The organism is Actinoplanes sp. NPDC026670, assembly GCF_040638175.1.
Classification (GTDB): domain Bacteria; phylum Actinomycetota; class Actinomycetes; order Mycobacteriales; family Micromonosporaceae; genus Actinoplanes.
In genome coordinates, this window is the sequence record NZ_JBEZXU010000027.1 from 110665 (window position 1) to 124763 (window position 14099).

The following is a 14099-nucleotide window of genomic DNA, read 5'->3' on the forward strand; positions in this document are numbered from 1 at the left end:
CCGAGACAGAGCCGGGCGACGGCGGCTCGGCGCAGCCGGATGTCGATGGCGCGCCGGGGTCGGACAGCGGGGCGGAGACTTTCGACGGCGACGTCGAAAGGCCTGGTCCTGACATCGGGCCGGGCGACGAGACCTCTCTCGTGGAAGCGGGCGCGGCGTCGTCCGTACCGGATGAGGAAGAAACAGCGACCCACGACGAACCAGAAGAGGACCGCGGGCCGGAGAGGGCGCCGGAGGCGGCGAATCCGCCTGAATGGCACGGAATCGTGCTGGTCACCGGCACCGACACCGAGGTCGGCAAGACCATCGCGACCGCCGCGATGGCCGCGGCCGCCCAGGCCGCCGGCCTCCGGGTCGCCGTGATCAAACCCGGTCAGACCGGCATCGCGACCGGTGCGCCGACCGACGCTGACGTGGTCACCCGGCTGGCCGCGCCGGACACCGTGCGGACCCTCGCCGAGTACCCGGAGCCGCTCGCCCCGCTCGCCGCGGCCAAGGTCGCCGGACTGCCGGCGCTGGACCTGTTCGACGTGGTCGACGCGATCCGCGCGGAGGCCACGAAACACGACCTGGTGCTGGTCGAGGGAGCCGGTGGCCTGCTGGTGCCGATGGGCCTGCGGCCGTCCGGGGAGGCGTGGACGTTCGCCGATCTGGCCACCACGCTCGCCGCCGGAACGATCGTGGTGTCCCGCGCCGGCCTGGGTACTTTGAATCACACCGCGCTGACCCTGGAGGCGCTGAACCGTCGCGGCGTGCACGCCAAGGTCATCCTCGGCGCGTGGCCGGCCGAGCCCGAGCTGGTGCACTGGGCGAATCTCGGTGAACTCGTTCCGCACCTGGTCGGAGCGTTGCCGGCGGGCGCCGGATCGATGGATCCGGGCGTTTTCCGGCGATCCGCGCCGGGCTGGCTGACGCCTGCGCTGCACGGGGTTCTGGACAACTGGCGGGTCTGGGCGGAGGAGGCGGGCTGACCGGACACCCGGCACAATTGCTGTCCGGGGAGGTGATCCGCATGCACACTGGCCGGGTGGCATTCACCCTGACGATCGACTGTGGCGGCGGCGGCATCAAGGGTTCCGTCCTCGACGAGGCCGGAACGATGCGGGCCCAGCCGATCCGGGTGCCGACCCCCTATCCCCTGCCGCCCGAGTTGTTCGTCAAGACGCTCGTCGCCCTCGGTGAGCAGCTGCCGCACGCGGACCGGGTCACCGTCGGCATGCCCGGCATGATCCGGCACGGCGTGGTGGTGGCTACCCCGCACTATGTGACCAGGTCCGGGCCGCGCACCAAGGTCGATCCCGAGCTGGTCCAGGCGTGGCACGGCTTCGATGCGCGGACCGCGCTGGCCGACGCGTTCGGGCTGCCCACGCTGGTGCTCAACGACGCCGAGGTGCACGGCGCCGGAGTGGTCGCCGGCACCGGCTGCGAGCTGGTGCTGACCCTCGGCACCGGGCTGGGCTGCGCGCTCTTCGACGGCGGCGAGCTGGCCCCGCACCTGGAGATGTCGCAGGCCCCGGTGCGGTGGGGGATGTCCTACGACACGTACATCGGCGAGCACGAGCGCCGCCGCCTCGGCGACGCGCTCTGGTCGCGGCGGGTCCGCAACGTGGTCGACGGGTTCCGGCCGGTCTTCCTGTGGGACCGGGTGTATCTGGGCGGCGGCAACTCCCGGCTGATCACCCCGACCCAGCTGGCCCGGATGGGCGACGACGTGATCGTGGTGCCGAACACGGCGGGCATCGTCGGCGGGGTCCGCGCCTGGACGCTGGGGCAGCGCTGATGGTGATCCGGCCGGCGGCGGTCCTGCTGGACTTCGGCGGGGTCCTCGCCGACGCCCCGTTCCGTGCCGAGCGTCCCGACCTGGTGCTGCGTCTCTACAACCTGATCGAGGGCGCGCTCTCGCCGGGCCGGATCCAGCAGTCGCTGATCGACGGCGGCGCCGCCTACGCCGCCTGGCGCGACGAGGACTGGCCGGACGAGCTGTCGCACCTCGCCGTCTGGGAACGGTTCATGATCCACGACTGGCCGCCGCTGGCACAGGCCAGGGTCCGCGCCCAGATCACCCGCCTCAGCTACGACTGGGCCTGGCGTGAGGGCTGGACGCTGCGGCCGGGCATCCCCGAGTTCCTCACCGCCTGCACCGAGAAGGGTGTCCCGCTCGGTGTCGTCAGCAACACGCTGTGCGGGGCGGCGCACCGCGACTACCTGGCCAAGGCCGGGGTCGGGCGGCTCTTCGCGGTGCAGGTCTACAGCGACGAGGCGGGCGTCCGCAAACCCAACCCGCAGATGATCTGGAACGCCACCGACGCCCTCGGCATCGCCCCGTCCGCCTGCTGGTTCGTCGGGGACAGCCGCCGGCGCGACATCGCCTGCGCCCGGCGCGCCGACATCGGCGCGGCCATCCTGATGCCGTCCGGCCGCGAGGACTGCGGCGGGGACCAGGCTTCACCGGACGCCGTCGTGGCCGACGGTTTCGAGTTGCTCGCCCTCTAGGCGGCGGTGACCTGCCACACCGTGGTGCGGCGGATCGGCATGCTCTCCAGCTCCTCGATCACCGGGACGTCGTAGACCGCCCGGTGGATCAGGCCCTCCGGCAGGTAGGCGCGGCCGGGGTCGCCGACCAGCACCAGCGAGCCACGGCCGGCGGCCCGGCGCAGGAACGGCAGCACCCGGCCGGCCATCTCCCGGCTGTAGAAGACGTCGCCGGCGAGCACGACACCATACCTGTCGTCGCTGTCCAGCAGGTCCGCTTCGACGGTCGTCACCCGTACCCCATTGGCCTCGGCATTGGCCTGTGCCGCAGCGAGCGAGAGCGGATCGATGTCGTTGGCTGTCACCGGCGTCGCGCCGGCCTTGGCCGAAGCGACCGCGACCAGGCCGGAACCCGTCGCCAGATCGAGGACGCTGCGCCCGGCGACCAGGTCCGGGTCGTCGAGGACGTGCCGGGCCAGTGCCTGACCGCCGGCCCAGGCGAACGCCCAGAACGGCGGTGGCTGCGGGGTCCCGGCCGACTCGGTCGCCTCCCACAGGGCGATCGGGTCCTCCGCCTGGAACAGCGAGACCTCGGGCACGAACGGGACCGGCGCCAGCACGGTGTGGGCTTGAACGAACTCGAGAAGCACGCCTGCGATTGTGCCGTCGCCACTCAGATGTGCGGCAACCGGGCCGATCAGTTCGACAAGGGGGTACGTCGGGAGGGAGCACCGATGCCGACACGGTGGCCTGCCACCATCTTCGGCGCCTGGATGGTGGTGCTCGCCGTGGCCTTCGGGCTGCAGCCGGGCCTCCAGGCGCCCCTGCGACTGGTCGCCGGGGTGTCCGCCGTGGTGGCCCTCTCCCTGGGCATCCGCCGGAGCCGCCCGGACGACGTCAAACCGTGGTGGGTGCTGGCCGGAGCGGTCGTCCTGTCGGCGATCGGCGGCGCCGCCGCGTACGCCCCCTCGTTCATCACCAACTGGCTGACCTGGCTGGAGCCGTCCGGGATCGCGCTGCTGCTGGTCGCGTATGCCGCGCTGGCCGTCGCCCTGGCCGGTTTCGTGGACCGGCGCACCAGCGCGTCCCGGGACCTGGCCGGCCTGCTCGACGCGCTCACCGTCACCTCCGGGGTGGCGCTGCTGATCTGGACGTTCGTGGTCGGCCCACGGCTGGAGGGGTCGGCCGCCACCGGCTGGACCGAGATCGCCATGCCGGTCGCCGACCTGCTCTGCATGGGGCTGCTGGTCCGGCTGGCGACCATGCCGGGCCGGCTGGTCGCGCCCGGCTACCTGCTCGGCGCCGGGGTGGTCGCGCTGCTCGTCGCCGACGTGGGCCGGGCCTCCGGGTTCGGTCATCTGGCGCTCTACACCGCGGCCGGGCTGGCCGCCCTGATCCCGTCGATGGCCGAGCTGACCCGGCCGGCCGAGACACCGCCCGCCGAGACCAGTCACGCCCGGCTGGCGCTGCTCGGGTTCGCGGCCATGGTCGCGCCGACCGTGCTGCTGGTGAAGATGTTCCGGGACGGCCAGTTCGCCGGCCTGACCGTGGTGGCGGCGCTCAGCACGCTGATGGTGGCGCTGGTGCTGGCCCGGATGGCCGGGATCATGGCGAGCTTCCGGCAGGCGATGTCCCGTGAACGGGCGCTGCGGGAGGCGTCGGCGGTGCTCGTCTCGGCCGTCGACAGCGAGGCGGTGGGGCTGGCCGTACGCACCGCCGTCGCCCAGCTCATCCCCGGTGACGTGCCGCACGGCGTGGTCCTGGCGATCGCGATCGCACAGACCGAGCCGCAGTCGCCGGAAGCCGCCGCGCAGGCCGCCGTGGACCGGGCCACCGGCACCGCCGCCCGGCTGGTCACCACCCGCGACGTGGACTGGGCGGTCGCGGTACGCCTCACCCAGTTCACCAAGACGCTGCGCTGCCCGATGGTGCTCAAGGACCGCCCCGGCGGCGACCCGCTGGTCGGTGTCCTGCACGTGGGCGCGCCGACCTGGGCGCTGCTGGAGCTGCAGCGGTCGGTGGAGGTGCTGGCCGCCCAGGTGGCGCTGGCGCTGGAACGGATCGCACTCGGGCACGAGGTGGCCCGGCGCAACAGCGAGACCTACTTCCGGACCCTGATCCAGAACACCGCCGACGTGATCACGATCCTCGACGAGGACGACCGGATCCAGTACGCCAGCCCGTCCGCGGTCGGAGTCTTCGGCAGCGACCCGACCGGGGCCCTGCTGCCCGAGGTGATCCACCCCGGCGAGCGGGCCCGGCTCGGTGACGTGCTCGCGGCCGTCCGTGGCGGCCACCAGCTGGAGCAGCAACTCGACTTCCGGGCCCGGGGCAACCGGCGTACCGAGGTGCTCCTCGAACTGCACTGCCGGGACCTGCGTACCGAACCGACGGTGTCCGGCCTGGTCATCACCATGCGCGACGTCACCGAGCAGCGCCGCCTGCAGAACGAGCTCACCCACCAGGCGTTCCACGACGCGATGACCGGCCTGGCGAACCGGGTCCTCTTCAACGACCGGCTGGCCCACGCGGTGGCCCGCAGCACCCGCGACGGCTCGGTGATCGGTGTGCTCTTCATCGACCTGGACGACTTCAAGATGGTCAACGACACCCTCGGCCACGCGATCGGCGACCAGCTGCTGATCGAGGTGGCGCACCGGATCGCCGGGGCGCTGCGGGCCGACGACACCGCGGCCCGGCTCGGCGGCGACGAGTTCGCCGCGATCGTGGAGAACGTCAACGACCCCGGCGCCGTCGAGGAGACCGCCAACCGGATCTTCACGGCTCTCTCCGAGCCGATCATGACGGACGCCAAGCCGCTGTACGCGATGGCCAGCATCGGCATCACCACCACCCCCGAGGGCAGCGACGCCGACGAGTTGCTGCGCCAGGCCGACCTCGCGCTGTACGTGGCCAAGGGCGCCGGAAAGAACCAGTGGCGCCGATACCAGGCGCACCTGCACAACGAGATGGTCGAACGGCTGGAACTGCGGTCGGCGCTCGACCACGCCGTCAACGAGGGTCACTTCCTGCTGCACTACCAGCCGATCGTCGACCTGCCGTCCGGCACCGCCGTCGGGTTCGAGGCGCTGGTCCGCTGGCACCACCCGAAGCGGGGCGTCGTCACGCCGGACCAGTTCATCGAGGTCGCCGAGGAGAGCGGGCTGATCCTGCCGATGGGCCGCTGGGTGCTGGAGGAGGCGCTGCGCACGGTCGCCGAGTGGCGGCGCATCCTGCCGGCCGGGCAGGCGCCGTACATGAGCGTCAACGTGTCGGTCCGGCAGTTCCGGGAGAGCGGGTTCGTCGAGCAGGTCCGGACGGCGCTCGCGCACACCGGGGTTCCGCCGGAGTCGCTGATGCTGGAGATCACCGAGACGCTGCTGGTCAAGGACGACGAGCGGATCTGGACCGACCTGGGTGTCCTGCGTGAGATGGGCATCCGGATCGCGATCGACGACTTCGGCACCGGGTACTCGTCGCTCGGCTATCTGCGGTCCCGGCCGATCGACGTCATCAAGATCGATAAGACGTTCATCGACGACATGATCCTCGGGCAGCAGCCGATGGCCCTGGTCAGTGGGATCGTCAGCCTCGCGCAGTCGCTGGGGCTGACGGTCGTGGCCGAAGGTATCGAGGACGTCGCCCACCGGGACGTGCTGGTTCGGCTGGGCTGCCCGCTGGGTCAGGGGTTCCTGTTCTCGAGTCCGCTCGGGCCGACCGAGGTGCTGGCCTGGCTCCGAAGCCCTCAGTCCATCGCCGTCTGACCTCACCCGACCGCGTGACGACCTGCGGTCCGCTCCGCACCGTGGTGACCTGCGGTCCGCTCCGCACCACAGGTCACCACGCCGGCTTCGGGGTCAGGCGTCCGGGCCCCGGCGGCGGAGCTCGTCGACCTGGGTCATGGCGGCCCGGAGGTCGGTGAGCCAGTCCTCGGTGTGCCGGCCGACCAGCTTGACGCACCAGGCCAGCGCCTCGGACCGGGACCGGGCCACCCCGGCGTCGACGAGAGTGTCCAGGACCTGCCGCTCCGGCTGGCGCAGGCGGGTCATGACCGGCGCCGACAGATGGGTGAACAGCTCCGACGCGTCGCCGCAACGGGCACCCCAGGCGACCTTGCGCTGGTAGCGGTGCTCGACCTGACGGGCCACCCGGATCCGGGCGTCCCGGGTGTCCTCACGGAACTGGGCGATCCGCCCGGCCTGGGCCGCGGCCGCATCGGCCTCGGTGACCTCGTCGCCCAGCTCGGGCCGGGACAGCCGGCCCCAGATGATGATCTCGTCGCGATCGATGACGACTTCGGGCCGCTCGGCGAACCAGCCATCCGGGACCGCACCGGCGATCCAGGCGGCGGCGTCGTCAGCGGCGGGCGGCTCAGCACGACCACCCTGTTGGGCAAAACGAACTCGCATCTCAACCTCCCGAACTTACGTGATTACATGCTTACATCCTTTCCAGTGTTTCGGCCACCTCGCGGGCTGCACCTGACACCACGAATCGCTCGGAGCCGCCAGCACAGGGGCGAACGGCGAGGAATCCACGTCGAGGCGACCGAGCGGCGATCAGGTCCAGAAGGAGCGACAACGGCCGAGCGGTTCGAAAGCTCCCGCCTCCCGGATCTTGAGCGGGCCGCCACTGTCTTGAAGCTTCTTCAAGGCTTTCGCCGCACCTGGGGCAATCCCCCCTCTGCTGTGCGATGACTGCGCGCCTGGCCTGCGGACTGTCGAACCGGTCACGCAGGCGACCGGGACACCGGGCCGAGGCGGGAATGTTGTGCCCGCAGAGGATCCGGGCCCCGGCCGACCTCGCAGATCTTGCACGGTTCTCCATACTCGCGGCGATCTTGCATGGTTCTTCACGCCTGGGCGTGTTTTGTCATGCAAAGTCCACCAGGCCGGGGAGACCTTGCAGCTTTCTTCACGTCAGGACGAGGAAAGGGCTGCAAGATCGGCGCGAGGGTGAAAATTCGTGCAAGATCCGCGACCGGCGAGCGATGGGAAGCGGCCAGCCTTGGACAACGAGCCGGGACGGCCAGCCACGGACAACGAACCGGGACGGCCAGCCACGGACAACGAACTGGGACGGCCAGCCACGGACAACGAACCGGGACGGCCAACCGCTGGGAGGCGCCACGGGCAACGAGCAGCAAGAAGGCGTCACGGGCGACGAGCAGCCGGGGAGTCGTCGCCGGGCGAAGAGATGCCTTCCGCCTGAGGGCCGCCTTTCTCAATCTGAGGTGGCTGCGCATCTGAGGTGGCTGCGCAGAAGTCTCTTTTCGGTGGCCGGTCGCTCGTGAACGACGGGATCGCAAACCTTGGCGGACGCCGGGCCGGCCACTCCCCCGGGTGATCATTCGCCGCGCCGGAGCGACCGGCCACCCATCGACGCGGCCAGGAAGGCCGAGTGCCGACAGCCGCCCGCGAGAAACGGCGAACCGCCCCGGCACCGGAGAGTCGGCGACGAGGCGGCTCGGGTCGAAGGCCACCGGGCGGTGGCGTCAGGCGCGCAAGGTCCACTACGCTGCGGAGCCAGCGCTCCACCCCCAGAGGAAGTGGGAGCGCTCCCACCTGCGACGTTACCGCACATTCACATCGGCGAAAAGACCTGCGGGCCGGTTGGTACCAGGCAATTGCGACATGCCAGAACGGGCAATTTGCACTGGCTGCCTTCCGGACGACAGAATGAATGCGACGACGAGCATTCGCGAGCTGGACTGGCGTGTGCGCGCAGCGTCAGCCGAATAACTCGCTGTAGGAGTCGAAGAACCATGGCCAAGCAGATAATTACTGTGCTGACCGACGACCTTGACGGTACGGAAGCGGACCGCACCGTCGAATTCGGCCTCGATGGGGTCAACTACACGATCGACCTGTCCGAGAAGAACGCCGGCAAGCTGCGTAAAGCCCTGGAACCGTTCCTCTCCGCGGCCACCCGGCTGGGCCGGAACGGTAACGTTCCGACCCCTGCCCGTCGTGCAGTTCCGGCCGTCTCGAGCCGTTCCAGCCGCGACCAGAATCAGGCCATTCGGGAGTGGGCCAACAAGAACGGCTTCACCGTCTCGGAACGTGGACGGATCCCGAGTGAGGTCGTCGAGGCGTACCACAGCAAGCGCTAGTTTCCTCGAGCAATCGGCGCCACCCGGCAACGGGTGGCGCCGTTTGCCGTCGAAAGGGGAGGTTCGTGGCCGTCGTCATCGTGACCGGGGCGTCGAGTGGGATCGGGCGGGCCATCGCCGTGCGACTGGCGGCCCGTGGCGACACCGTGATCCTGGCCGCGCGCCGTGCCGCTGAGTTGGAATCGGTGGCCGCGGAGATCCGGTCGGCGGTGCCCGTGCCCACCGACGTCACCGACCCGGCCGCCGTGGATGCGCTGGTGGAGCGGGCTCTGACGGTGTCCGGCCGGATCGACGCCCTGATCAACAACGCGGGGATCGGCGGCGACAAGTCGGTTCTGGCCGACGAGGCCGAGGTACGGGCGACGGTCGAGGTGAACCTGCTGGCCCCGATCCGGCTGATGCGGGCGGTCGTCCCGATCATGCGGGAGCAGCGGTCCGGTTCGATCGTGAACATCGGCTCGGTGGCCGGCGAGATCGGTATCAGCGGCATCTATTCGGCGACCAAGTTCGCGCTGCGCGGGATGAACGACTCGGTACGCCGGGAACTGGCCGGCACCGGTATCGGTGTCACTCTCGTCGAGCCCGGTCACATAGCCACCGAGATGACCGCGCACCGTTCCGGTCTGCCCGGCCCGGAAATCGTGGCCGCCGCCGTGGAACGGGCACTGACCCGGCCGCGCCGGCGCGTGGTCGTTCCCGGAAAGTATCGGGCCGCCATCCTCCTGGCCAATGCCCTGCCGGCGATCCCGGATCGGCTCTACGCGGGCAAGGCGGCCGGAGAAAAGAGCCCGACCACCGGAAACACGGACCGGACGGCCGGAAACGAGGACCCGATCGCCGGAAAGCGGAACGGGACCAATTCCGGATAGCCGGCCCGCAGCGCCCGTCTTCGATAGCGCCCGCTCACAGGAAATCCACAACCGCGCCCTTTCGAATGGAACGCCACCGGCTCGACGTAAACCGACCACCGAAAAGGGCGGTTCAACGTCCCGCTCAGGGGTACCGCAACACCCATGCGTGTAGTGATCGTGGGCGCCAGCGGGAACTCCGGCACCGCCCTGCTGCGCCGCCTGCGCTCCGAACCCGATCTGGAACTCGCGGGTGTCTGCCGCCGCCCGCCGTCGCCGGTCGGCCCGTACGCGGACGTCTCCTGGCATCAGATCGACATCGGCGCCGACGACGCCACCGACCGTCTGGCCGAGGTGTTCACCGGCGCCGGCGCGGTCGTGCACCTGGCCTGGCAGATCCAGCCAAGCCGTGATCAGCGGCGGCTGTACCTGACGAACGTCCTCGGCAGCCGCGCCGTCTTCCGGGCCGCGATCCGGGCCGGTGTCCCGGTTCTGGCGCACGCGTCGTCGGTCGGCGTCTACGCGCCCGGCCCGAAACGGGCATTCGTCCGGGAGACGTGGCTGCGCACCGGTGTGCCTGAATCGTCCTACAGCCGGCACAAGGCACTCGTGGAACGGATGCTCGACGAGATCGAATCGGACCACCCGACGATGCGGATCGTCCGGCTCCGCCCCGGCCTGATCTTCCAGCGCGACGCCGGCGCCGAGATCGCACGCTACTTCGCCGGCCCACTGCTGCCGGCAAGCCTGCTCCGATTCGGCCGCATCCCGGTCGTCCCGCAGCACCCGGGACTCCGCATGCAGGCGGTTCACGCCGACGACGTGGCCGACGCCTATCTCCGGGTGCTCCGCGCCGACGTGCGGGGCGCCTTCAACCTGGCCGCCGGCCCCGTACTCGACGCCGACATCGTCAGTCGCGCCTTCCACGGCGTACCGCTGCGGGTCCCTGGTCTGTTCTTGGAAGGCGCCGCCGCGCTGACCTGGCAACTCAGAATGCAGCCGGTCGACCGGGGATGGGTGCGCCTGGCGCTGAAGGCGCCGCTGATGAGCTGCGACCGCGCCGCCGCCGACCTCGGCTGGCGCCCGAAAACCGACGCGGTGAGCGCTTTCCGGGAACTCCTGACCGGCGTCGCAGACTCCGCCGGCACCGAAAGCCCATCCCTGGCGGGCACCCCTGACCTGCCCGGACGCTTCGGCGGCCGGCTGCGAGGCCGCCTCCCAGGAACCAAAAGCCCAAACTGATCCGGTACGCCCCACACCCACCCAACCGCAACCACCAGCCCCGAACCTCCCACGCATGGCATTGCCCACTCCCGCCCTCCAACGCGGCCGCCGGGCATATCCGCCGGTCACTGAAGGCTCGCCCGGCCGTCTAGAGCCGGATCTTCGTGACTGGCTCTCACCGCTGTCTCGTGGCCACGGAGACAGCGGCGACGACCAGCCGGGCGTGATCCACCGCAGACTGGACAGCCCACCTCGGCCCAACCGGGGCGGTAGGCGAGGGGGCTGGGTTGGGGTGGTGGGACCGGCCGTAGGGTGGGCGGCGTGCTTCGTGAGGTCACTGCAATCCGGTATGTCACGCCGTTGCGGGAAGGTGGGTCGCTTCCCGGTGTGGTCGAGGCCGACGATCTCGGGACCTATGTGGTGAAGTTCCGCGGGGCCGGCCAGGGGCCACGGGCACTCGTCGCCGAGGTGATCGCCGGGGAGCTGGCTCGGCGGCTGGGGCTTCCGGTGCCCGAACTGGCCCGGGTCGAGCTGGATCCGGTCGTCGCTCGGGCTGAGCCGGACGAGGAGATCCAGGAACTGATCAAAGCCAGTGCCGGCGGCAATCTCGGGATGGACTTCCTGCCTGGAGCACTCGGGTACGACCCGGTCGCCCATCACATCGAGCCGGGGCTGGCCAGCCGGGTGATCGCGTTCGACGCGTTCGTGGAGAACGTGGACCGCAGCTGGCGCAACCCGAACCTGCTGATCTGGCACGGCGGACTGTGGCTGATCGACCATGGGGCAACCCTCTACTTCCACCACAACTGGCCTCGCGCGGAAAGTGTCGTACACCGGCCCTACAAGTGGGACGACCACGTGCTGAAGCCCTACGCCACGGAGCTCGCGGCCGAAGGGCCGGCCCTGGCCGGGCGGATCACCCCGGAGCTGCTGGCGGAGGTGATCGCCCTGGTGCCGGAGGAATGGCTGGAGGACGGTGACCGGGACGCCTACCTGAACCACCTGACGCAGCGGGCGGCGCGGCCGGAGGCGTGGCTGCCGTGACGAAACTGACCCCCTACGAGTACGCGATCGTCCAGGCGGTGCCACGGATCGAACGTGGTGAGCTGATCAACGTCGGCGTGCTGCTCTACAGCCAGCGCCACGACTTCCTCTGCGCGCGGACGCACCTGGACGAGGCCCGGCTGCGGGCACTGGACCCGGCAGCCGACGTCGAGGGCATTCGCGCGGCGCTGGAGGCGTGGGCGCGGACCTGCACCGGCGACGGCGCTTCCGGGCAGATGCGCCTCGGCGAACGCTTCCGCTGGCTGGTGGCCCCACGCAGCACGATCCTGCGCGCCGGCCCGGTGCACATGGGCTTGACCGCCACCCCCGCCGACGAACTGGACCGACTCGTCGACCTGCTGGTCCGCTGACCCAAACCAGCCTGACCAAGACCGAGCCAGCCCGAGTAAGGCCGGGCCAACCCGAGCAAGGCGCAGTCTCAGTCGATGGGGGCGCAGTCTCAAGGGATCGCCGGGGATGGGCGGCGGAGGTCGACGTCGTAGGCGAGGCCCCGTGGTGAGTGGCAGGTGACAGTGTCGCCGACGTGGACGCGCGGGTCGACGGCGTAGAGCTTGGCCGCGCGGTCCTCGGCTGAGGAGTCGCCGGCGTCGGCTGCGACAAGCAGTTCAGCGATCTCGTCAATCAGGGTTACGTCGCCGGAGTCCCAGGAAGGCAGGCCGGGCCACGCCTCGACGAGCGGGCGTCCGCCCAGGTCGCCGAGCCAGGCCGCGTCGGGCCCCCAGAAATCCCACAGCAGGGTTTCGTCGCCGAACCGGTGGGCCAACTCGGTCAGGACATACTTCCTGATCATGAGAGGGCCGTGGAGGGGCACGCCGGGGCCCACCCCATATGTGTCGGGATCGATCTCGCCTCGCCGGAACGCGAGCCAGCACTGGGCGGCGGGACGCAACCCGCCGGGGCCCAACGGGACATCCGTGACGTCGACCGGGAACCCGTCATCGGGGGCGAGCTGGGTGTCGGTGGCGATCCATCGGTCGCCGTCGTGGAACTCGGTGATCACGTGATCGACGTGGAAGTCGGGATCGAAGTAGTCGGCGAAACCGACCCGGCTGCGGGCCGGAATGCCCCTGGACCGCAACGCCGCGACGGTGAGCAGGGTGAAGTCGCGGCAGCAGCCGACGATCCGCTGGTCGGCCGGGCGGGGCTCGTCGAGTGGCTGATCGAGCGGAAGGGTGTCGAGCAGGGCCTCCACCCACCGGCTGTCGATCTCGGCGAGCCGGGCGGGCGGAAAGTCCAGCCCGGACGCGCGGTAGTGCACGACAAGGTTGCGAACGGCCGCACCGACCCCGGCGACGACACCGGAAAGGGCGCCGGCACCAGAAAGTGCGGCCACACCGGAAGAGCCGGTAGCGCGGGAAGAGGCGGCAGCGCCGGAAAAGGCGGCAGCGCCGGAAGAAGCGGCAACGCTGGGAAGATCGGCGCCGGAAGAGGCGGCTGGAAGAGCGGCAGGACCGGCGAGGGCGGCGAGGCGGGGCAGGTGGCGGCCGGGATCGGAGAAGCGGGTCTGTCGTGTGTAGTCCATCGGTTTCACCCTTCGAAAGGTTGGGCCACGTGCACGAACGGGTCGGTGGCGGCGAGCCTGTCCCAGCTGTCCAAATAGATCTCGCGGGGTGGGGCGGTCACGATCAGCCCGGCCGCCCGGACGTGTTCGCTGACCGCCTCATACGCGTGCACGATGCGCGGATAGAAGCAGTCGTCACGGGTGACCACGGCGTAGGCGACCAGGCGCTCCGGCTCGATCCGGAGGGTGATCCGCCCGGCCGGCTCGAGGCGACCCGAAAACGGCACGCAGACCTCGACCCGCGCCTCGCTGTCGGGGGTCACCTGACCGTGATAAATCGCCCAGTGCTCACCCGTCGCGGTGGCGCCCTGCTCCTCGAGATGACGGCGGATCTCCCACTCGGCGGCGCCCAGCTCGGGCACCAGATGCTCCTGGTCGACCTCGACACTCAGCGTCGCGACCTTGCGGGCCGGGCGCGCGGCGATGTGGACGGCATGACGCCGGTCCGGCTCGTCGCCGTGCAGCAGCCGGGTGCGCAGCCAGATATAGCTCTCCCGCCGGGCCGAGGCGGCCGCCTCCTCAGCGGCCCACCACCGATCGAGGCGGCGGACCGCCCCGTCGTCGGGCTGGTCGAGGGTCTCGGCGATGACGGCGAGGGGCATGCCGAGCCGGCGCAGCAGGCCGATCCGCGCGGCCCGGTCGAGCTGAGCCGCCGTGTATCGCCGGTAGCCGCTGGGATCCACCTCGGCCGGTGGCAGCAGCCCGGACCCCTCGTAGAGCCGCAGCGCCTTGATGGTGAGCCCGGCCCGCCGGCCGAACTCCCCGATGGTCATCGTGGCGGTCCCCCGTGTGTTCATGAATCTGATGGTGGAGCCTG

The 14099-nt window shown here is 70.7% G+C and carries 13 protein-coding genes; 9 read left to right on the forward strand and 4 right to left on the reverse strand.

The genetic code is table 11. From position 1 onward, the window contains the following. The first annotated feature begins 263 nt into the window (after nucleotides 1-263). Genes bioD through AB0E94_RS25920 form a run of 3 tightly spaced genes read left to right on the forward strand, consistent with a single transcriptional unit; the run spans nucleotide 264 to nucleotide 2493 of the window. Complete coding sequence (gene bioD, locus AB0E94_RS25910; RefSeq protein ID WP_360330653.1) at nucleotides 264-971, forward strand: dethiobiotin synthase; 708 nt, start codon at nucleotides 264-266, stop codon at nucleotides 969-971. 56 nt (nucleotides 972-1027) lie between these two features. Beyond that, nucleotides 1028-1780, forward strand: coding sequence for an ROK family protein (locus AB0E94_RS25915; protein ID WP_360330547.1), 753 nt, complete (start codon nucleotides 1028-1030; stop codon nucleotides 1778-1780). Further along, on the forward strand, nucleotides 1780-2493 hold the full coding sequence (locus AB0E94_RS25920; protein ID WP_360330550.1) for an HAD family hydrolase: 714 nt from the start codon (nucleotides 1780-1782) through the stop codon (nucleotides 2491-2493). Before AB0E94_RS25915 ends, AB0E94_RS25920 begins: the two co-directional genes overlap by 1 nt. Here AB0E94_RS25920 and AB0E94_RS25925 read toward each other — a convergent pair. Then, entirely contained in the window at nucleotides 2490-3122 is a 633-nt protein-coding gene (locus AB0E94_RS25925) for a 50S ribosomal protein L11 methyltransferase (protein WP_360330553.1), read from the reverse strand. The two genes, AB0E94_RS25920 and AB0E94_RS25925, sit on opposite strands and share 4 nt — an antisense overlap. Nucleotides 3123-3206: 84 nt before the next feature. On the opposite strand from AB0E94_RS25925, the gene AB0E94_RS25930 reads away from it, so the two are divergent. Further along, nucleotides 3207-6236, forward strand: coding sequence for an EAL domain-containing protein (locus tag AB0E94_RS25930; RefSeq protein WP_360330556.1), 3030 nt, complete (start codon nucleotides 3207-3209; stop codon nucleotides 6234-6236). Nucleotides 6237-6329: 93 nt separating this feature from the next. On the opposite strand, the gene AB0E94_RS25935 is transcribed toward AB0E94_RS25930, so the two are convergent. Continuing rightward, on the reverse strand, nucleotides 6330-6881 hold the full coding sequence (locus AB0E94_RS25935; RefSeq protein WP_360330559.1) for a hypothetical protein: 552 nt from the start codon (nucleotides 6879-6881) through the stop codon (nucleotides 6330-6332). Between the two features lie 1355 nt (nucleotides 6882-8236). On the opposite strand from AB0E94_RS25935, the gene AB0E94_RS25940 reads away from it, so the two are divergent. From AB0E94_RS25940 to AB0E94_RS25960, 5 genes are all read left to right on the forward strand, one after another. Next, nucleotides 8237-8584 (forward strand): Lsr2 family protein, encoded by a 348-nt coding sequence (locus AB0E94_RS25940; protein ID WP_106319498.1) that lies wholly within the window; start codon nucleotides 8237-8239, stop codon nucleotides 8582-8584. Nucleotides 8585-8649: 65 nt separating this feature from the next. Further along, complete coding sequence (locus tag AB0E94_RS25945; RefSeq protein ID WP_360330563.1) at nucleotides 8650-9453, forward strand: SDR family NAD(P)-dependent oxidoreductase; 804 nt, start codon at nucleotides 8650-8652, stop codon at nucleotides 9451-9453. A 144-nt stretch (nucleotides 9454-9597) separates the two neighbouring features. Beyond that, complete coding sequence (locus tag AB0E94_RS25950; protein WP_360330566.1) at nucleotides 9598-10674, forward strand: NAD-dependent epimerase/dehydratase family protein; 1077 nt, start codon at nucleotides 9598-9600, stop codon at nucleotides 10672-10674. A 303-nt stretch (nucleotides 10675-10977) separates the two neighbouring features. After that, complete coding sequence (locus AB0E94_RS25955; RefSeq protein WP_360330569.1) at nucleotides 10978-11700, forward strand: HipA family kinase; 723 nt, start codon at nucleotides 10978-10980, stop codon at nucleotides 11698-11700. Then, the gene (locus tag AB0E94_RS25960; RefSeq protein ID WP_360330572.1) at nucleotides 11697-12071 is read left to right on the forward strand and encodes a DUF3037 domain-containing protein; all 375 of its coding nucleotides are present in this window, start codon (nucleotides 11697-11699) and stop codon (nucleotides 12069-12071) included. Before AB0E94_RS25955 ends, AB0E94_RS25960 begins: the two co-directional genes overlap by 4 nt. A gap of 89 nt (nucleotides 12072-12160) precedes the next feature. On the opposite strand, the gene AB0E94_RS25965 is transcribed toward AB0E94_RS25960, so the two are convergent. After that, on the reverse strand, nucleotides 12161-13243 hold the full coding sequence (locus tag AB0E94_RS25965) for a transglutaminase domain-containing protein (RefSeq protein WP_360330575.1): 1083 nt from the start codon (nucleotides 13241-13243) through the stop codon (nucleotides 12161-12163). A gap of 5 nt (nucleotides 13244-13248) precedes the next feature. Beyond that, nucleotides 13249-14079, reverse strand: coding sequence for a MerR family transcriptional regulator (locus tag AB0E94_RS25970; RefSeq protein ID WP_360330578.1), 831 nt, complete (start codon nucleotides 14077-14079; stop codon nucleotides 13249-13251). Nucleotides 14080-14099: the final 20 nt, after the last annotated feature.

What these genes read in the sequence shown, in the direction of transcription:
- AB0E94_RS25920 (WP_360330550.1), top strand. Translation starts at nt 1,780, where the DNA reads ATGGTGATCCGGCCGGCGGCGGTCCTGCTGGACTTCGGCGGGGTCCTC.
- AB0E94_RS25930 (WP_360330556.1), top strand. Translation starts at nt 3,207, where the DNA reads ATGCCGACACGGTGGCCTGCCACCATCTTCGGCGCCTGGATGGTGGTG.
- AB0E94_RS25935 (WP_360330559.1), bottom strand. Translation starts at nt 6,881, where the DNA reads ATGCGAGTTCGTTTTGCCCAACAGGGTGGTCGTGCTGAGCCGCCCGCC.
- AB0E94_RS25940 (WP_106319498.1), top strand. Translation starts at nt 8,237, where the DNA reads ATGGCCAAGCAGATAATTACTGTGCTGACCGACGACCTTGACGGTACG.
- AB0E94_RS25950 (WP_360330566.1), top strand. Translation starts at nt 9,598, where the DNA reads ATGCGTGTAGTGATCGTGGGCGCCAGCGGGAACTCCGGCACCGCCCTG.
- AB0E94_RS25965 (WP_360330575.1), bottom strand. Translation starts at nt 13,243, where the DNA reads ATGGACTACACACGACAGACCCGCTTCTCCGATCCCGGCCGCCACCTG.
- AB0E94_RS25970 (WP_360330578.1), bottom strand. Translation starts at nt 14,079, where the DNA reads ATGAACACACGGGGGACCGCCACGATGACCATCGGGGAGTTCGGCCGG.